The sequence below is a fragment of the Kribbella koreensis genome (assembly GCF_039525325.1).
Classification (GTDB): Bacteria; Actinomycetota; Actinomycetes; order Propionibacteriales; family Kribbellaceae; genus Kribbella; species Kribbella koreensis.
Window position 1 is genome coordinate 487,253 of the sequence record NZ_BAAAHK010000004.1, and the last position, 18,840, is coordinate 506,092.

The 18,840-nt window shown below is 68.0% G+C and carries 14 protein-coding genes; 7 read left to right on the top strand and 7 right to left on the bottom strand.

The annotated features are described in order from the left end of the window. Nucleotides 1-5 precede the first annotated feature (5 nt). Entirely contained in the window at nt 6-986 is a 981-nt protein-coding gene (gene pseB / locus ABD116_RS10610; protein ID WP_343967513.1) for a UDP-N-acetylglucosamine 4,6-dehydratase (inverting), read from the bottom strand. Between the two features lie 96 nt (nt 987-1,082). On the opposite strand from pseB, the gene ABD116_RS10615 reads away from it, so the two are divergent. After that, on the top strand, nt 1,083-2,117 hold the full coding sequence (locus tag ABD116_RS10615; protein WP_343967515.1) for a PseG/SpsG family protein: 1,035 nt from the start codon (nt 1,083-1,085) through the stop codon (nt 2,115-2,117). Here the strand turns inward: ABD116_RS10615 and ABD116_RS10620 are convergent. Continuing rightward, nucleotides 2,102-4,315 (bottom strand): hypothetical protein, encoded by a 2,214-nt coding sequence (locus ABD116_RS10620; protein WP_343967517.1) that lies wholly within the window; start codon nt 4,313-4,315, stop codon nt 2,102-2,104. The two genes, ABD116_RS10615 and ABD116_RS10620, sit on opposite strands and share 16 nt — an antisense overlap. Before the next feature lie 49 nt (nt 4,316-4,364). After that, nucleotides 4,365-6,824 (bottom strand): hypothetical protein, encoded by a 2,460-nt coding sequence (locus ABD116_RS10625; protein ID WP_343967519.1) that lies wholly within the window; start codon nt 6,822-6,824, stop codon nt 4,365-4,367. 54 nt (nt 6,825-6,878) lie between these two features. Between ABD116_RS10625 and ABD116_RS10630 the strand changes: the two genes are divergently transcribed. From ABD116_RS10630 to ABD116_RS10655, 6 genes are read left to right on the top strand one after another with little or no spacing between them, the layout of a single operon-like run. Then, a complete protein-coding gene (locus tag ABD116_RS10630) occupies nt 6,879-7,868 on the top strand; it encodes a glycosyltransferase family 2 protein (protein WP_343967521.1) in 990 nt (329 codons plus the stop codon). Nucleotides 7,869-7,879: 11 nt separating this feature from the next. Further along, entirely contained in the window at nt 7,880-9,034 is a 1,155-nt protein-coding gene (rffA, locus tag ABD116_RS10635; RefSeq protein WP_343967523.1) for a dTDP-4-amino-4,6-dideoxygalactose transaminase, read from the top strand. Further along, nucleotides 9,031-9,795 (top strand): N-acetyltransferase, encoded by a 765-nt coding sequence (locus ABD116_RS10640; protein WP_343967525.1) that lies wholly within the window; start codon nt 9,031-9,033, stop codon nt 9,793-9,795. Before rffA ends, ABD116_RS10640 begins: the two co-directional genes overlap by 4 nt. A 40-nt stretch (nt 9,796-9,835) precedes the next feature. Next, a complete protein-coding gene (locus ABD116_RS10645) occupies nt 9,836-12,160 on the top strand; it encodes a glycosyltransferase family 2 protein (RefSeq protein ID WP_343967527.1) in 2,325 nt (774 codons plus the stop codon). Continuing rightward, on the top strand, nt 12,160-12,990 hold the full coding sequence (locus ABD116_RS10650) for a hypothetical protein (RefSeq protein ID WP_343967529.1): 831 nt from the start codon (nt 12,160-12,162) through the stop codon (nt 12,988-12,990). Before ABD116_RS10645 ends, ABD116_RS10650 begins: the two co-directional genes overlap by 1 nt. Further along, nucleotides 12,983-14,818: a hypothetical protein gene (locus ABD116_RS10655; protein ID WP_343967532.1), complete on the top strand. Its 1,836-nt coding sequence runs from the start codon at nt 12,983-12,985 to the stop codon at nt 14,816-14,818. Before ABD116_RS10650 ends, ABD116_RS10655 begins: the two co-directional genes overlap by 8 nt. Here ABD116_RS10655 and ABD116_RS10660 read toward each other — a convergent pair. From ABD116_RS10660 to ABD116_RS10675, 4 genes are read right to left on the bottom strand one after another with little or no spacing between them, the layout of a single operon-like run. Continuing rightward, nucleotides 14,815-16,299, bottom strand: a complete 1,485-nt coding sequence (locus ABD116_RS10660; protein ID WP_343967534.1) for a class I SAM-dependent methyltransferase — start codon at nt 16,297-16,299, stop codon at nt 14,815-14,817. The genes ABD116_RS10655 and ABD116_RS10660 overlap by 4 nt on opposite strands. Nucleotides 16,300-16,301: 2 nt before the next feature. Continuing rightward, the gene (locus tag ABD116_RS10665; protein ID WP_343967537.1) at nt 16,302-17,255 is read right to left on the bottom strand and encodes a glycosyltransferase family 2 protein; all 954 of its coding nucleotides are present in this window, start codon (nt 17,253-17,255) and stop codon (nt 16,302-16,304) included. A gap of 12 nt (nt 17,256-17,267) precedes the next feature. Continuing rightward, nucleotides 17,268-18,326 carry a pseudaminic acid synthase gene (gene pseI, locus ABD116_RS10670; RefSeq protein WP_343967540.1) on the bottom strand — a complete coding sequence of 353 codons (1,059 nt, stop codon included), beginning with the start codon at nt 18,324-18,326 and terminating at the stop codon, nt 17,268-17,270. Continuing rightward, nucleotides 18,323-18,835 (bottom strand): GNAT family N-acetyltransferase, encoded by a 513-nt coding sequence (locus tag ABD116_RS10675; RefSeq protein WP_343967542.1) that lies wholly within the window; start codon nt 18,833-18,835, stop codon nt 18,323-18,325. Before ABD116_RS10675 ends, pseI begins: the two co-directional genes overlap by 4 nt. Nucleotides 18,836-18,840 lie beyond the last annotated feature (5 nt).

The window sequence follows — 18,840 nt, forward strand, 5'->3', positions numbered from 1 at the left end:
CGGGGTCAGTCCTCGAGCAGGATCTTGCGGATCTCGTCGATCGAGTACCACTGGTCGTTGGTGTCCGAGGCGTAGTGGAAGCCTTCGACGACCGGGGTGCCGCCGTCCGGTGGCACGTAGCCCCAGCTGGCGAGGTCGGGCTGGAGGACGAAGCGGTTGCCGAGGGTGAGAGCGCGGCGACCTTCCTCCGGGCTGATCATCTCCTCGTGCAGCTTCTCGCCCGGGCGCAGGCCGATGTCGTGCATGGTCGCACCGGGGGCGATCGCCTCGGCGAGGTCGGTCACCTTCATCGACGGGATGCGCGGGACATACAGCTCGCCGCCGGTCATCAGCTCGAACGAGTCGACGACGAACTGGACCGCCTCGGGCAGCGTGATCAGGAACCGGGTGCAGCGCAGGTCGGTGATCGGCAGCGACTGGCCGGCCTCGTGCAGCGCGCGGAACTTGGGAATGATCGAGCCGCGGCTGCCCATCACGTTGCCGTACCGGACCACGCTGAACCTGGTCTCGTACGCCGCCGCGTAGTGGTTGCCGTTGATGAACAGCTTGTCCGCCGTCAGCTTGGTGGCGCCGTACAGGTTGATCGGACTCGACGCCTTGTCGGTGGACAGCGCGACGACCCGCTTCACACCGGAGTCGATCGCCGCCTCGATCACGTTCTGCGAGCCGATCACGTTGGTCTGGACGAACTCCCACGGGTTGTACTCCCCGCTGTCCACCTGCTTCAGCGCGGCGGCGTGCACCACGTAGTCCACCCGGTGCATCGCCCGCATCAACCGGGCCCGATCCCGCACGTCGCCCAAGAAGAACCGCAACCGCGGATCGTCCCCGAAGGCCGCCCGTACTTCCCACTGCTTCAACTCGTCCCGGCTGAACACGATGATCCGCCGCGGATCCAGCTGCTTCAGTGCATGCCCGATGAACGCCCGGCCGAAGGACCCGGTGCCTCCGGTGACGAGAATGTCAGACCCGGTGAGGATGGACACGTAAGCCCCTTCTAGCCACAATTCCGAACCACGCGATCACACCACGCAAGTCCGTACCTTAGCTGGCCCGCGCAATCGACCGGATACCGTCTGGGCGTGGATCAGGTGCTGAGGGTTGGGGTTCGGTGTGATGTGGGGGTTCGGCGCGGGGTTGGGCATGTGATGCGGAGCCTGGCGCTCGCGGAGGAGTTGCGGGGGCGTGGGGCTGAGGTGGTGTTTGTTTGCGACAGTCCGAGCGTGCCGTGGGCAGATGAGCAGATCCGGGCGCGGGGGATCGCGGTGGAGCCGGCGGTGTGGGGTGCCGGGGAGCATGTCGAGATGGTTCGGCGGTTGGGGCTGGATGCGGTGGTGTTCGACTCCTATGACTTGCCGGGGGAGGTGTTCTCGGCGGTGCGGGGGTCGGGGGTGCCGACGCTGGCGATTGTGGATGGGGAGTTGCGGGGAGCCGATGCCGACGTGTTGGTCGATCAGAACTTGGGGGCTGAGTCTGATCGGCCGGTGCTGCCTCAAGGGAGTGTGAGGTTGGCGGGGCTCGAGTACGTGATGTTGCGGGATGAGGTGCTGGCGTTGAGGCCGGTGGAGGCGCCGGTACTGCAGGCAGGGGGCGTGCCTCGGGTGTTTGCGTTCTTCGGAGGGACGGATGCTTACGGGGCCGGGCCGTACGTCGTACGGGCGTTGGCGGCGACTGGGGTGGCGTTTGAGGCGACGGTGGTCGCGCCGGGCGATGAGCTGGCCGAGGCGATCGGGGCAGTGCAGCTCCAGCCGGGGCAGGACGTGCGGGTGATCGGGCCGACGTCTGAGCTGGCTAAGGCCGTCGTGGAGTCGGATCTGGTGGTGAGTGCGTCAGGGACGTCTACCTGGGAGCTGCTGTGTCTTGGAGCGACCGCTGGGCTGGTCTGTGTCGTGGACAACCAGGAGATGGGCTACGAGCGAGCAGTGGCCACCGGTGCGGCCGCAGGGGTTGGGACCCTCGCAAGTTTGAAGGCAGATGTGACAGAGGCTGCGGCGGTACTACGCGAGCTGCTCACCAACCCGCAAGAGCGCCAGCAGCTCGCCCAGGCCGGGTGGAAGCTAGTTGACGGGCAGGGGAGAGCACGCGTTGCGGATGCGCTCCTTCACCTGATCTCGTAGATCGTCGCGTCCAGGGTCGCGTGCCGCAGGCGGACGTACTGCTTCAGTTGTGGCGAGATCTGACCGGCCCGGTGGTCGGCGTACAGCCAGCGCACGCCCAGCTTGCGCAGGCGCTCGATGATGGCCGGCGACGGTGACGTGAAGGTCGCGTCGTTCGCCGCGAGCTGCTCCTTGTTCCAGTACGGCACCTTGCTCGGGTCCACGCCCGAGGTAGCCGAGATCCGGCTCGACCGGTTGGTTCGTACCCAGCCCTCGATCAGCACCTGCCGCTCGGACAGCGCAGCGATCCAGAAGTGCCGGCTGTCGCACGTCTCGCCGTGCTGAGCGATGCAGTGCGCGTTCGTGGCGATCAGGTCCTCGTCAGCCGAGTTCTCCTTCAGCCACCGAGCAGCATCCGCCTCAGCGTCGGTCGGCCCATCCCTGCCCGGTCGCCCATAGGCGACGTCGCTTGCCGAAGCGGACACCAGCCCCACCAACGGCAGCGCCAACGCCCCGACCATGCACGCCGCAACCAGAGCAGCGAAGAACGCCCTCGGCATCCCGCCACCCCGCCGGCCGGCCTTCCACCCGATCGCGACCACCAGCGCAACGGCCAATACCGCCGCAACCGTCCAGACCAAAGGCTCCTTGACCCCACGCAGATCGGCTGCGCCCCACCGAGCAAACCCACAAGCCGCCAGACCCAGCCCAGCAGCACCAGCAACCAGTACTACGCTCCGCCGATCGTCCAGCCGCTCGACCAGCCGAGCCAACCCCACGCACGACAACACCGCGAGAAAAGGAAACGCCATCCGGTAGAACGACAACGGCTGATTCGTCACCAGCGCCGCCACGAACCCGCCGATCGCAAAGCCGGCCACGTAGATCCCACCCGGATCCCGCCAGAACCGCCGCAGGAACAACACCCCGACGACGGCCAGCCCCCAGGCCACCAGAATCACCACAGCGCTGATGAACCCGGCCCGATCACCAGCCGCCGCCTTGATCGCGGCGTACGGCGGCAGCTCCTCGAACAGCACGCCGAACTTCACCTGCAACCCCGACGACTCGCCACCGAAGACCACGATCGCCGACCCGACGAACACGCCGAGCGCGATCAGCACCCCGAAGAACGCATTCCGCGTCGACCGCCGGAACAGGAACACCAGCAAGAACCCACACACCGCCATCGGCAGCACACTCGCCTTGGCCCCCGCAGCAGCCAGCGCCACCAGCAGCAACAAGATCCACCGAGTCGACGGTGGCTGTTTGCGCAGCAGATCGATCGCGATGACCGCAAGCACCAGCGCGAACATCACCCCGAGATTCTGCGTCGGACTCAGGTACGCCCCCGACACCATCGAAACCCCGCCGACCGACAGGTCATGCAGCGGCTCCAGCGACCCACCAAGCCCCGCCACGAGCACAGCAAGCGGCCCCGCCCACACAGCCGCAGCGCTCTCACCCGGCTGCACGAACCGCTGCATCACCACGAAGACCAGGGCACAACCCGCCAGCGCGAACGGCAGCCAGCTCAGCGCATAGATCAACTGAGTCAGATCCACCCCGGTAGCCCACGACGTCGCCGCGGTGACCTGATGAAAGAACGTGTGGAACTTCATCGGCTCACCACCGATCCACAACGGCACCACCGGTACGTCGGCCTTCGCGCTGGCCGCGAGCGCCTGGTGGAACGCCATCCCCGGATCACTGACCAACGGATCCGTGTACGCCGGTGCATACCGCCCCGGCCCGGCCCGATAGATCGCGAACAGCACGAGTGACGTCGACAGCGACAGCAACCAAGCAGTCAACGGCGCGAGCGGACTGGCGACCCGGCGCCAGACCCGGTTCCGCACGTCGCGATCCATCACCCCGAGGACGAGCACGATCGGAGCCCAGCCCCACGACCAGCGCTGCAACCCGACGGACGCGCTGGCCAGGTACACGATCAACTGCGCGGCCGTACCGATCGCGAAGCCGGCCGCGAAGTCCTCGACCAGGCTGCCGCGATAGGCGCCGATCAACCGCCAGATCACCACACCGGGCAAGGTCACGCCGACCACCAGGAACAGGCCGAACTTCGCGACGTCGAGAACCGGGGCTCGCGAGATCAGCAGGACCAGGACCAGCAACAGCACTGGCAGGGCCGCCATCCGTCCGGCGAGCGTTCCGGAGCCGGTGTCCTTCGGCCCGCGCCGCCGAGCCCTGGAGTGCATGCGGTCACCCTAATGCCGGAACGGCTCCTATGCGTAGGCGCGCCATCACTCAGGGGAGTTCGTAGACGAGCGCGTCCGACGCCTTGAAGCGCAACGTGGCAAGACTGTTCAGAGTGCTTGAGACGATCGTCTGAGTCGGGTCGGCGTACAACCAGCGGACGCCGTACTTCTCCCGCAGCACCCGCAGGTTGTCCCGGGTCGGCGCGACGAAGACGATGTCGTTCTCCTGCAGCCGGGGCTGGTCCCAGAACGGCAACGAGTTCGGGCCCATCCCGGTCCCGGCAACGAGATCGTTGAGCGTGTTCGTGTAGCCCCAACCCTCGATCAGTACGTGCCGCTCGGACAGTGCCGAGATCCAGAAGTGCCGGGCGTCGCAGCCCAGCGTGCTCTTGCTCGCGCAATGCGCATTGGTCGCGATCAGCTCACCAGGCGCCGCGTGGTCCCGCAGCCAGATCGCCGCAGCTGCCTGGGTCCTCGAAGGCCCGAGCAGCTGCTTGTCGGTCTGCGGAGCCAGTACGACCGGCTTGTACTCCGCCATGGCCTGCATCGGGAGGAACAGGCCGGCGCCCATCCCTGCGAGCGCGAAGGAGGCCATCGCGATCCGCGTCGGTCGGCCCCGCCGATGCCCGCCGCGCTTCCACAGGACCGTGAGCACGACGGCGACCAGCAGCAGCAAGCCGATCGTCCACAGCCATGGAGCGATCAGCCCGTGCAGCGATCCGTCGGCCTGCCGGAACGGCTTGGCGTCAGCCTTGACGATTGCCCGCGCCGCCGCGGTCGCTCCGATGCCGCCGACGACCGACGCGAGCACGACGAGATCGGACCACTTGTCGGCGAACCAGAACACCAGCATCCACACCCCGGCCGCGGCCAGAGCGGCGATGACCGGTACTGCGGTGCGGTGGAAGTACAACTGGCTGGTCCCCGGCTGGTCGGTCAGGACCATAGCGCAGAAACCGGCGATCGAGATGCCGACCAGGAAGATCATCCCCGGATCGCGGAACCAGCGGGCCGCCGTACCGGTGAGGATGATCAGCCCGGCGCTGCCGAGGACCAGGCCGAGACAGGCGGTGATCCCACTGATCCACATCGCGCTGTGGTCGAACTGCCCCGACGGCAGCGGATCGGCGATCAGCGGATAGATGCCGATCTTGGCGAAGGTCACCCAGGGCTTCACCGCGAGCCCCGACGAGTGCATGCCGAAGACCAGCACGATCGAGGCGGCGAAGATGCCGCCGAGCGCCACTGCGATGAGCACCGCGGATCGGGCCAGCCGGCCGTAGCAGAGCCGGACGAAGACGACCAGGGCGAGCCCGCAGATGATCAACGGCAGCACGGTCGCCTTGGACCCCGACCCGGCCGCCGCGATGACGACGAACATCACCCAGGTACCAGGCGAACTCCGGCCGCGCAGCAGATCGACGCCGATGAGCGCGAGCAGGGTGATCAGCGCGCCGCCGAGGTTCTGCGTCGGGCTACCCCAGACGTAGTTCATCAGGCCTTCGGACAGCAGCGAGCCCTGTGGATAAGCGCTGACCGTGCCGCCGATGGAGGCGACCGCGATCGCCAGCGGACCGGCCCAGCGCGAGCTCGGGGCGAGCCGGTCGGTGAGGGCGAAGATCAGTGCGGTCCCGGCGATCAGCAGTGGTACCCAGCCGATCGTGTAGACGAGGTCGGTGAGGTCGATCCCGGTAGCCCAGGAGGTGGCGGCAGTGAACTGGTGCCAGAAGTAGTGGTAGTCCATCTGCTCGCCGTTGACGTACGGCGCCTGCAGCGGGAAGTCGTACTTCGCACTGGCCGACAGTGCTTGGTGGAACGCCATGTCAGGCGAGTTGGAGCGGGCATCCGTGTAGGGAGCCGGCAGCAGGTTCCGGTAGCGCCCAGTGCCGTACAGCGGCAGCGCACAAGCGGCGACGATGAGCCAGGCGGTCACCGGATTGATCGGGCGCTCGACCTTGCTCAGCACTCGTCGGCGCCACCGCGGCACCGACACCCCGGCCATCAGTACGGGTGCAGCCCACAGCCAGGCCCACTGCTGCAGCCCTAGCGGCGCAACCCCCATGTAGACGAGCAGCAGGATGGCCACGCCGACCAGTGACCCGGCCGCAACGTCCTCGACCAGGTTGTGCCGGAACGGGCTGGCCAGCCGCCACAAGATGAAGCCCGGCAGTGTCAGCCCGAAGACCCAGAACCGCAGCAGCGCCACGATGCTGTCCCCGGACGCGTGCCCGGCCATCAACCAGATCGCCAGCACGGCCAGAGCGACCCCGGCGCCGGCCTTGACCAGGCGCGCGGTCAGGGTCTCCGGAGCCTGGCGTGCTGCTGGTTGAGGTGGCCGGATGACCGACCGCATCGTCCGCGACCGGGCCCGCATCCGGGCGGCCTCGCGGAGCCGCGTCTCCTCGATCTCGCGGGCTCGTTCCAGCTGACGAGCGGTCTCCCGCCGCACGGCCGCCTCACGCCGACGTTCGGCGAGACTGCCGGGCGGTTCGCCCGTCACGATTGCCACCAGGGCAGCCTAGTGCCGCAGACGGCTAGTAACCTCCCCGGCAAGGAGGTCTCCATGGCATCCAGCCAGCCTGTTCTGTCCGTCGTCGTGCCGATGTACGACGAGGAAGAGGTGCTGCCGATCTTCTTCGAGCGGATGCACCCACTGCTGGACGGTCTGGGGATCTCGTACGAGGTGCTGGTCGTCGACGACGGCAGCCGGGACAAGACGGCCGCCCTGCTGACCGAAGCCACGGCCAATTGGCCGCAGCTCCGCCTGGTCCGGCTGCTCCGCAACTCCGGTCACCAGGCCGCCCTCTCCGCTGGCTTCCGCAGGGCGCGTGGGGAGTACCTCGTCACGATCGATGCCGACCTGCAGGACCCGCCCGAGGTCATCGCCGAGTTGCTCGCCACTGCCCGCGACAAGGACGTCGACGTCGTGTACGGCGTGCGCTCCGACCGCTCGAGCGACTCCTGGCCGAAGCGGACGACCGCCCGGATGTACTACCGGCTGATGTGCCGTCTGGTCGGCAAGGAGATCCCGTTCGACGCGGGCGACTTCCGGCTCGTCTCCAGGCGAGTGGTGGACGCAGTGAACGGCTTGCCCGAGGACGGCCGGGTGTTCCGGCTGGTGATCCCGTGGCTGGGCTTCCCGAGCGCCGAGGTGCCGTATGTCCGCGCAGTACGGGCGGCAGGCGTCACGAAGTACAACTGGACGAAGATGTTCCGGCTGGCGTTCGACAGCGTGACCGCGTTCTCGGCGGCACCGCTGCGGCTGGCCACCTGGCTCGGGTTGCTCGGTGGGCTGCTGTCCTTCGCGATGGTGATCGGCGCGCTGATCATCAAGCTGTCCGGCAACAGCATCCCCGGCTGGACGTCGACAGTGCTCGCGGTCGGCGTGATCGGCGCGATCCAGCTGCTCTGCCTCGGCTTGCTCGGCGAGTACGTCGCTCGCTTGTTTCAATCGAGCCAGCGCCGGCCGCAGTTCCTGGTCGGCTACGACAGCCTCGAGGATCCGGGCCACCACAGCTATGCCGAAGCGCTCGAAGCGCAAGAGAAGGACTAGGCTTCTGCTCTATGCCGGAGCTGTCGCCGATCCCCTTCGTCAAGGCGTACCTGGCGGGTGACGAGCTCGCGTACGTGAGCCGGTCGTTCACCTCCGCCGCGGTCACCGGAGACGGTCCTTTCACCGCCCGGGCGACCGAGCTGATCACCAAGCTCACCGGCGGGCTGGCATCGTTGCTGACCACGTCGTGCACGCATGCGCTGGAGATGACCGCGCTGCTGCTCGACCTCGCTCCGGGCGACGAGGTGATCATGCCGTCGTTCACCTTCGTCTCGACGGCCAACGCCTATGTACTGCGCGGTGCGGTGCCCGTGTTCGTGGACATCCGGCCGGACACGCTCAACCTCGACGAGACCCAGCTCGAAGCCGCCGTCACCGACCGCACCAAGGCGATCGTGGTTGTGCACTACGCCGGGGTCGCGGCCGCCATGGACGGGGTGCTGGCCGTCGCGGCGAAGTACGGGCTGGCAGTGATCGAGGACAACGCGCACGGGCTCGGTGGGACGTACCGGGGTCGGCCGCTCGGCTCATTCGGGGTGATGGCGACGCAGTCGTTCCACGGGACCAAGAACGTGCACTGCGGCGAGGGGGGCGCGCTGGTGCTCAACGACGCAGACCTGGTCGCGCGTGCCGAGGTGATCCGGGAGAAGGGCACCAACCGGAGCCAGTTCTTCCGTGGGCAGGTGGACAAGTACCGCTGGGTCGACCTCGGCTCCAGCTATCTCCCGGCCGACCCGCTCGCCGCGTTCCTGACGGCGCAGCTGGAGCAGTTCGACCGGATTCAGGCACCGCGGCATGCGATCTGGCAGCGGTACGACGAGGAGCTCGCCGTCTGGGCCGCGTCGCGCGGCGTCGGCGTACCGACCGTGCCGGCCGAGTGCGTGCACCCGGCGCACCTGTACTACCTGCTCATGCCGTCGCATGAGGACCAGCAGGGACTCATCGCGCACCTGCGAGAGCTCAACATCAGTGCGCCCTTCCACTACCTCCCGCTGCACTCGTCACCGGCCGGCGAACGCTACGGCCGGGTCGGGCCCGATGGCTGTGAGGTCACCGAGCGGGTGAGCGACCGGCTCGTCCGGCTGCCGCTCTACAGCCAGCTCACGTCAGACGAGCAGGCCCGTGTGATCGACGGCGTCATCTCCTACAACCTGGTTGCCGCATGAGCTGGTACGACGCCCTGGAGTCCGGCGAGCTGACCAGCAGGCCGGGTGAGTACGAGGCGAACCGTTTCGGCGTCTCCGTCGACCGCATCTCCGTGTCAGCCTCCGCCGGTACGCCGCTGGACGAGGTGCTCACCGCTGTCGACAAGTCCTCGGCGGACGTCGTCATCCTGCGCTATCCAGCGCGCGAGGTGACCTGGTTCGCGGCGCTCGCCGCTGGGACGCGTACGGCGCTGCTGGCCGACAGCCTCGTCTACTGGTCGCTCCCGGTCGGCAAGGGTCGTCGCCCGGCGCCATTGGCCGGGTTCAGCGCGAGCCTGGAGAAGGAAGTCGACGACACCCTCGTGGACGACCTGGTGGGCGACATCTTCGGCGACTACGGGAACCACTACTGCGCCAATCCGCTGTTCAAGCGCTCCGAGGCGCTTGCCGGATACCAGGAGTGGGCCCGCCGCAGCGTGGCCGACGCGGGTGCGGTCGTGCTGCGTGGGCCCGATCGGCGAGTGCTGGCGCTGGCGACCATCGACCAGGAGAGGTCGTGGACGGAGGTCCAGCTTGCTGGCGTAGTACCGGCTGAGCAGGGGCGCGGGAGGTACGGGCATCTGCTGGCCGCGGTAGAGGATGCGAGCACGACCCGACGGTTGGTGATCTCCACTCAGGGGCATAACACCGGTGTCCAGCGCGCTTGGGCGCGCTACGGTTTCGAGCCTGTCCACACCCTGCTGACAGTGCACTTAGTAGCCGATCGGTTACTGCTAGCATGACGAACCGAACCTGAACTGAGCCGAGGAGACAGAAGCAGTTGTGACGCCGCGGCTGAGCGTGGTTGTGCCGTTCTACAACGTCGGGGAGTACATCGGGGACTGCCTCGAGTCGATCGCCCGGCAGACCTTCGCCGACTTCGAGGCGATCCTGGTCGACGACGGGTCGCCGGACGACAGCGCCGCGATCGCGAAGGACTTCTGCGAGCGGGACGCCCGGTTCCGGATCGTCGAGCAGCACAACCAGGGGCTCGGGCCGGCCCGCAACACCGGCGTACGGGAGGCCCAGGGCGACTACCTGACCTTCGTCGACAGCGACGACCTGGTCAGCCGGCACGGGTTCGAGTGGCTGATCCGGACCCTCGACGAGACCGGCTCCTGCCTGGCCGGCGGCAACGCGCGGCGGTTCAACAACAGCGCCGGCGTCCGGCCGTCATGGATCCACCGGCTGCCGTTCGCCAAGGACCGGATCGCGACCCACGTGATCGAGACACCCGACCTGATTCTCGACCGGATGATCTGGAACAAGGTCTACCGGCGATCCTTCTGGGACGAGCACGGGTACGAGTTCCCCGCGATCCGGTACGAGGACTACCCGGTCACCCTGCAGGCCCACCTGGACGCGGTCACCGTCGACGCGATCGCCGCACCGGTCTATTACTGGCGCGAGCGGGAGTCTGGGGAATCGATCACGCAACAGAAGTTCCAGTTCGGCAACCTGGCCGACCGGGTGACGTCTGCCGAGCTGGTGCTGGACCTGATCGACTCCGGCGGCCCCGGGCTGGGCGAGATCCGGCGGCGGGTGCACTCGCACTTCACCCAGATCGACATGCTGACGCTGATGATGGCCTTCGGCGCGGTGCCGGAGTCGGAGGAGCAGGAGTTGGTGCTGCTCGCCTCCAGGTTCCTGGAGCGGCTGGATCGCTCGGTGCTCACGCGTGCTCATGGGTACGACCGGCTGCAGCATGCTGCGCTGCGGGCCGGGGATGTCGAGCTGCTTCGGCGGCTGGCGCACTTCCGCAACGAAGGCGGTCTGCGTGGCGGCGCCCGGGCGCTGCCCAAGCCGGGTCGGCGGCGGCAGTTCGAGCACAACTATCCGGGTGTACACGAGGCGAACACGGCGATCCCGCGGTCGCTCTACCAGTTGCCGGCCCGGGAGCTGACGCTCGCGACCACGGTCCAGGACGTCGCCTGGCGAGATGGCGGGCTGGCGATCAAGGGCACCGCGGAGATCCGGCATCTGGCGACGGACGCCGCGTCGTCGGCGGTGCGGATCGCGCTGGTGGTCGATGGGGCCGAGACGCCTTTGGTGGTACGGCGGTTCGAGGCGACTGACTCGCATGGGGACACGGCGATGGTCGGGTTCGAGGTGCACCTCGACAAGCCGTTGCTGGCCAGGCTGTCCGAGACGGGGGCGCCGGGGCATTTCGCCGTACGGATGCGGGCCGGGAAGGCACGGAGGGAAGGCAAGCTACGGGGGCAGAAGGCGGGCAGCCCGGGGTGGCCGCCTGGCAACTGGATCTGTGCGAACAGTTGGGTGCAGCCCGGGCCTGGCGCAGATGGGGCCTTCGTCCTGCGCCGGATGGTCGACCCTTGCCGGTTGACGTCCGTCGACCAGTTCGAAGACGCCCTGGTACTGCGGGGCCGCGTGCCCGCCGCCCTCGACAACCCGCAACTGCAGTTGACCAGGCCGCTGTCCGGGCAGGACCAGGTGCTGTCGGTCGAGCTGTCGAGCGACCGGCGGTTCAGCGTCCGGATTCCTTATGCGCCGATCATCGCGGAGACGAACCCGGACGACCCGTTCACGCAGCGGACCACCTGGGCGTTCCGGATGGTGGGCAGTGATGGCACCGAGAAGCTGCTGTTGTGGACAGCCGAGGACCAGGCCGTCAATCACCTGGAGCAAGGCCGGCTGGTCTCGTTGACCCGGTCGACCGGCGGCTACGTCAATCTGCACGAGGGGCCGGCCCGGCTGGTCGCCGAGCGGGCGCTGATCGTTGCTGAGAGCAATGAATTGCGGATCAGTGGGCCGTTGACCGATGTCACGCACAGCTTCAGCTGGCGGCGGTACATCGATGACTCCGACGATCACCTGGATGTGGCCTGCCGGAGCGCGTTGTCGGACGGGCAGTGGACGGCGTCGGTGAAGCTGCCGGCGCTGGTCCCGGAGAACCCGGTCGCGCATGCCGTCGATCCGCTGGCCAGCTTGGCGGACTGGGTGCTCTTCGCAGTCGCCGCCGATGGCTCGGCGCAGGCTGTGCAGTGTGAGCCGTTCCTGGCCAGCCGGTTGCCGTTGGTGATCGAGCAGAATGGCCACATGCTGGGTGTGCGGCCGCACGCAGGCACTCTTCACGTCGAGGTTCGCTGATGCATCACCACAATCACTACTACGGGCAAGCGCACATCCTGGCGCGGTACGCCGGGCTGGACGATGCGTACCCGCCTCGCCTGCGCGGCTACCTCCAGCACGGCTGGAACATCGGCGACGGCTGGAACCCGGTGCATGAGTTCTACGACGGCGCCTGGCGGTTCACCTGGAGTGACGCTGTGCGGCGGCGCGGGCATGCGCTGGGGCGTCGGAACTACCACAGCATCGGGGCGCCGTTCCTGTACTTGCTGGACCTCGAGCCTTCGCTCGGCGTCGTGCCGGAGGAGGAGCGGGAGGGGACTTTGTGGTTCCTCTTCCATGGTTGGGAAGGCGGCAAGATCGAGGGCGATCACAAGCGCTTGATCGACGAGATCCGGGAGACCGAGCCGGGGCCGGTGACGTTCAGCCTGTACTACACGGAGTACGACCGGCCGGAGATTCGCCGCTCGTACGAAGACGCGGGATTCCGGGTGGTGTCCTTCGGGCGGCGCGGATTCTCCTACGAGGGGACCGATCCGCGGTTCCTCTACAAGCAGCTCGCGGAGTTGCGCAAGCACAAGCGGGTGGCGGCGAACCGGCTGTCTACCGCGGTGTTCTACGGGATCGCGGCAGGTTGCGAGCCGGCCGTCTACGGCGATCCGATGCAGATGGCGGGCGAGAACCCGCTGTTCGGCGGCGAGGCGCGGATCGCGCGCCTGTGGCCGGAGATGCTGGGCAAGGAGATCGACCTGGCGGCCGCGCGGGCGACCACCGACCTGGAACTCGGCGTGCCGTGGATGATGCCGCCCGCCGAACTGCGGATGTTGTTCGATTGGAGAGAGCGTGTCTGACAACCAGCTGGCCGTCGAGGTGGTTCGCGGTGAGATGCAGCCGTGGAGCGACTACAACGGCAAGCGTGGGGCTGTCGGGGGACCGGTACTCCGGACCCTGCTGAACGACGTACTGCCTGCTGGGGCACGCACCCTGATCCTCGGCCCCCACACGGCCGACCTCGTCTCCCTCGTCGTCTCGAAATCCTCCACGACGACCATGCTCGTCCGCTCCGTCTCGGACGCTTCCTCGCTCTCGGAACAATTCCCCGACCTGCAGGTCATCGCAGGCGCCCTCGACGGCCTCCCCGGTACGACGCACGAAGCGGTCGCCGGCGCGACGTACGAGGCGGTCGTCGCCGTGGACGGCTTGGACCGGGTCCTCGGCTACGACAGCCCCGACCTCACCTGGCCCCAGCGCCTCGACGCCCTGGCCACCCTCTGCACCCCCACTACCGTCGTGGTCCTGGGCCTGGAGAACGAGTTCTCCCTCACCAACCTCCTAGACAGCCGCCTCCCCACCAACCGCCACGGCGACGACGACTGGCACCCCCTCCACGAAGACCCCACCCGCCCAGTCTCCGCAGTCCAACTAGCCTCCGAACTAGCCCGAGCCGGCCTACCCCTCCAATCCGTCTACGCCTCCTACAACGGCACCCTGCTAGCAGCAGACGTAGCCGCCTCCGCCCGCCCCGGCACCCTCCCCACCCGCCTCGCAGTAGAAGCACTGGAGTCCAGCGACGTTCCGCTCCTCGCCCCCATCGCCGAGGCAGCAGAAACAGCAGCCCGAGCGGGCCTCCTCGCCTCAACAGCGACCAGCTGGCTGGCAATCACCAGCACCACCAACCACAGCGCGATCTACGCCCACACCGGCCCCGCCGGCCAAGCCGTCCTGACATCCACCCCGGCCCTCGCGCCATCGGCGACCCTGGCCACCCCGGGGGCAGCCACGCCCGGCACGCCGACGACCTCGGCAGATGCGACCACCGCTCCGGCCAGCGCCTCGGCGCCCACGGACTGGGCGACCTCCGTCGTGCAGTCCGAGACCCCAGACGAGGCTGACCAGCCTGAACCTCCTGGTCGCTCAGCGCGTGGTGTCCTCTTCGACCACGCCACCATCCCCCCCGTTGTTTCCGGCGGGACCAGCGTTGAGACCGTCCTCTTCCGGTTGGCGGCGGCTGAGGACGTACCGGCTTTCCGCGAGCTGGCTGGGCGCCTTGGCGAGTGGGCCTTGGCGCAGCCTGGTCAGGTGTTGCTTCGGTGGGACGACGTGACCATCGACGGAGACTCCTTTGAGTTCGGGGTGTCCGGGTGGGTTGCTGAGGGTGGGCGGGGTGAGTTGCTTGCTGCTGCTTGGGCGCGGTTCCATGAGCGGTTGATCGGCGCGCATCGGCGTCACCCGTGGCCGCCGTGGATGGTGGGGGATGACTTGCTCACCACCTGGCTGGCCATGTCGGGCGGTGCTGCCGAGGATGTTGCTCGGGGCAAGGAGTTGGCTGCGGGGCTGTCGGCTGCGCTGGGCAAGGTGGAGAGCCAGGCTCCCGACGTACGGACCGCGTTGGCTGATGCTGAGCGGGCCAAGCATGAGCTGTTCGAGTTGCAGGGGCATGTCTTCGGGCTGGAGCGGACGCTGGGCTTCCGGGACAAGGCGCTGAAGACTCGTGAGACGCGGCTGCGTGAGATGCGGCTCCAGGTGCAGAAGATCAACGCCGAGCGCACCCGCTTCCGCAACTCCCGCGCCTTCGCCGCCGCCACGCTGATCCGCAAGGCGGCGCTCATCCGCAACCCGCGTAAGTTCGCCTACAAGGTCAAGCGCCGCCTGAAGAAGAAGCTCGGCAACAGGTTCTAGCGCTTGGCGATCAATAGCTGGTGGGTGTCCGGCCAGTCGACGGCCTCGCCGGTCACCGTGCTGATTGAGGCGACCGGCGCGATTCGGTTGTCGATCACCCAGTCGTTGCGCCACGCCTTCGACGCCGGGTCGATGGTGAAACCGGCCTGCTTCGCGACCGCCGACCAGCCGGCGAAGTCGAGTCCGCAGAACTGCTCATGCGTCTCGCTCAACCAGTTGTCCACATAGTCCTTGCGCGTCAGGAAATCCATCGCATCCGCCAACCGCAGCACCAGCTTCCCGTCCCGCTCGACATACTCGAACGGCACCGAAGCATTCCGCCGGAAGTCCTGCGCGAACTGGAAGAACCGTGCCCGCGTCGACAACCCGGAGATGTAGCCCGCCGGGTCATGCAGCGCCTCCAACTCGACAGGCTCACCCGGATTGGCCCCATCACTGTCATCCAGAGCCAGTACTACGCTCCGCTCCGGCTCCCCAGGTCCGCACACATCAGAGTTGACCCAAACCCCACCCGGCGCAGTATGCGCATAGAGCGCGTCCGCGAACCGCTGCACGGTCGCCGGCCGCGACCCAGCGGCGTACGACCAGATCTCATGCGTCAGCGCCAACGTCAGCGTCGTGTCGATCGAGCGCGCCGGGAAGACCGCCGAGCCGAGCATGTTGCGCTGGTAGAAGTACACGTTCGGGTTGTGGAACAGCCCCTGCTCTTTCTTGTGCACGCATTCCGCGTACAAGTGCCGCGCGACCTCGACCCCGATCAGGTCCGACTCATGAAACCGCGGATCCGCGTCGACGAGCTGCAGCGTCGCACCGGTCGCGCACCCGATGTCGAGGATGCGCCCCGGCCGGACGAAGTCCTTGATCTGCTCCCATTTCCGGTCGGCCGCCGTCTCGAACGCGTCCGCGTAGGTCTTGTAGTCGCGCGTGGTGGTCAGCCCACCGTCATCCCCGACCACCGGGTCGTTGACGCAGCGCTGGATCTGCGCGTCCAGCCGATAGCGATCGAAGACATCGACAGTCGCCGGATGCGCCAGCTTGCGCCAGTCGTCATTGCCAGCGGCAACCATCAACAGCACGTCCCAGGGGCGCGGCTCGTCCTCGGGCTCCACCCCGATCACCTGGTACCCGAGCTGCTCGTAAAGCTTCGCGACCTCCACCGTCGAGCACGCGACGACCGTGTTCGACGGATCCAGCTGCACCTCGTCGTCCGTACCGGCCTCGACCGCCTTGATGGTGACGTCGGCGAAGTCGTCCGTCGGCGGGGTGTCGACCACGCCGATCACCAGCGACCGGATCCCGACCGCCACGCTGAGCCGCTCGATCGCGGCCTCGCGCCGGTCGAACGGCACCGGGTTGCGCTTGGTGGTGTGGTGGTTGGCCGACGTCACGGCCCAGACGATCGTCGCGTCGTACCGGCGCAGGAACTCGGCCTGGTACCGCGTCAGGACGTGATGGCGGCCGGGGAACAGCAGGTACTCCATGGTCAGTCAGCCTCACGCTTGATGTCCGGATGGGCGTCCACGTCGGTGCGCTCGCGGATCACGTACGTCGGCCGGCCCATCGACCCCGAGTGCAGGCGGCCGACGTACTCACCCAGTACGCCGAGCGCGAGCATCTGCGCGCCGGAGAACAGCGCGACCATCGACGCGATCGTGGTGAACCCGGCGACGGTCGTCGCGCCGGTGACGTACTTGACGATGATCACGCCGAACAGCCCGACGCCGAACACCGCGCAGATGAATCCGAGGTAGCCGACCAGCCGCAGCGGCTCAACGGAGTACCCGGTGATCAGCGTCAGCGAGTGCTTCATCAGCATCCAGGTCGTGTAGTTCGACTGGCCGGCCGCGCGCGGCTCCATCCGTACGGTCGTCTGCGCGATCCGGGTCGTCGACCACGACAACGCGACGTCGACCGAGGCGTGCGGCCCGTCCAGCCCGTCGAACCCGTCGCGCAGGAAGGTACGGAACGCCCGGAACGCGCTGATCGACCGCGCGTCCCGCACCGCCATCGCGGACGCCAGCGCCCCCTTCACCAGCCGCGACGAGAAGCTCCGCGCGAACCCGTGCTCCTCCTCGGCCGGTACGCCGTACACGAGGTCGACGTCATCCGTCAGCGCCCGCAACAACACCGGCACCTGATCGGCCGGATGCTGCAGATCGTCGTCCATCGTGACGACGACTTCGTACCGGGCGTTCCGCACGCCGGCGATCAACGCATTGTGCTGCCCGTAGTTCCGGGCCAGCCGCATCGCCCGCACCTCGCCGTACTTGTTGGCCAGCTCACTGGCCACCTGCCAGGTGTCGTCCGGACTCCCGTCCACCACCAGCACGATCTCGAACCCGGTCGTCGCGCCCGGCAGCACCTGCACCAGATCCTCGACCAGCCGCGGCAGAGTCGCCCCCGACCGATAACACGGCACGACAACTGAAACGAGCACGAAAAGCCCTTCTTACAGAAGATCCCAGGTCAGTGGTGTGCCGGCGGTGGCGTCGGTGCGGAACGGCCGGCCCTCGACGGTGGAGAACGCGTCGGGCTGGAGGCCGCCGGCGGGGCGCACCGAGCGGACGTTGTCGGGGGAGACGTGCTCGCCGGCTTTCACGTCGCGGGTGACGTAGAGGGAGCGGCGGAAGCGGAGTACGTTCTGCTCGGCCTGCTTGGGGCCGATGACCGGTTCGCCGAGGGCCTCGTGGGCGATGGTCGTGCCCTCGACCAGGGCCCTGACCTCGTGCGGCTCCAGCGAGAACGCCGAGTCGACGCCGCCGTCGTCGCGGGACAGGGTGACGTGCTTCTCGATGACGGTCGCGCCGAGGGCCACCGCGGCGATCGAGGCGCCGATGCCCATCGTGTGGTCCGACAGGCCGACCTGGACGCCGAGCGCGTCGCGGAGTACCGGAATCCCGCGCAGGTTCGACTGGTCGGCGGGCGCCGGATAGCTGGCGGTACAGGACAGGACGACGATCTGCTCGTTCCCGGTCGAGCGGGCGGCGCGGACGGCCGCGTCGATGTCGGTCAGCGTCGCCGAGCCGGTGGAGATGATGATCGGCTTCCCGGTCGCCGCCATCGCCCGGACCAGCGGCAGGTCGCCGATCTCGTTCGACGCGACCTTGTAGCCGGGGACGTCCAGCTTCTCCAGCAGGTCGATCGCGGTCTGGTCGAACGGCGACGCGAACGCGACCATGCCGAGCGAGTTCGCCAGCTCGAACAGCGGCTCGAACCAGGACCAGGGCGTGTGCGCCTCTTCGTACAGCTCGTGCAGGTGGCGGTCGGCCCACAGTTTGTGGTCGCCCGGCAGCCGGAACGCGGGCAGGTCGACGTCGAGCGTCATCGTGTCCGCGGTGTAGGCCTGCAGCTTCAGCGCCTGGACGCCGGTGTCGCCCATCGCGCGGACGATCTCCTTGGCCCGCTCGAAGTCACCGTTGTGGTTGCCGGACATCTCCGCGATCACGAACGGCCGGTGCTCCGGGCCGATCGGGACGCCGCCGAAGTCGATCGTGCGGGTGGCGCTCATCGGGTCTCCTTCGGCTTGCGCCGGTCGGCTTCGGACAGCTTGATCGGGATCACGGTGAGCTCGCGGCCGTCGGCGTACCGGAGCTCCGGCTCGCCCTCGGTGAAGCGGAAGCGGCGGTTCATCTGCCGGACGACGGTGTTGTGCTCGAGCACCTCGCCGGTCAGCTCGTCGAGGCCGAGGGTGTCGAAGGCGTAGCCGGTGGCTTCCTTCATCACCTCGATCCAGGCGGGCAGCGTCTCGCCGGTCTCGGCCAGCCCGTCGGCGTCGAGGAAGAATCCCCAAGCGCCGGTACCGGCATCGAGATCGAAGAAGTTGACCACGCCGGCGGTCCGGCCGTCGCGCTCGTAGATCAGCACCCGGCGGCTCGGGTCGACGCTCGTCTTGGCCCACCAGCCGGCGTGCTCCTCGGCCGAGATCTCGTGCGTGGTGATGCTGACGTCGCGGTTGGCCTGCTGGTTGCGCAGTGCCCGGATGGTGTCGACGTCCTCGTCCGTGGCCTGGCGCAGCATGGCCC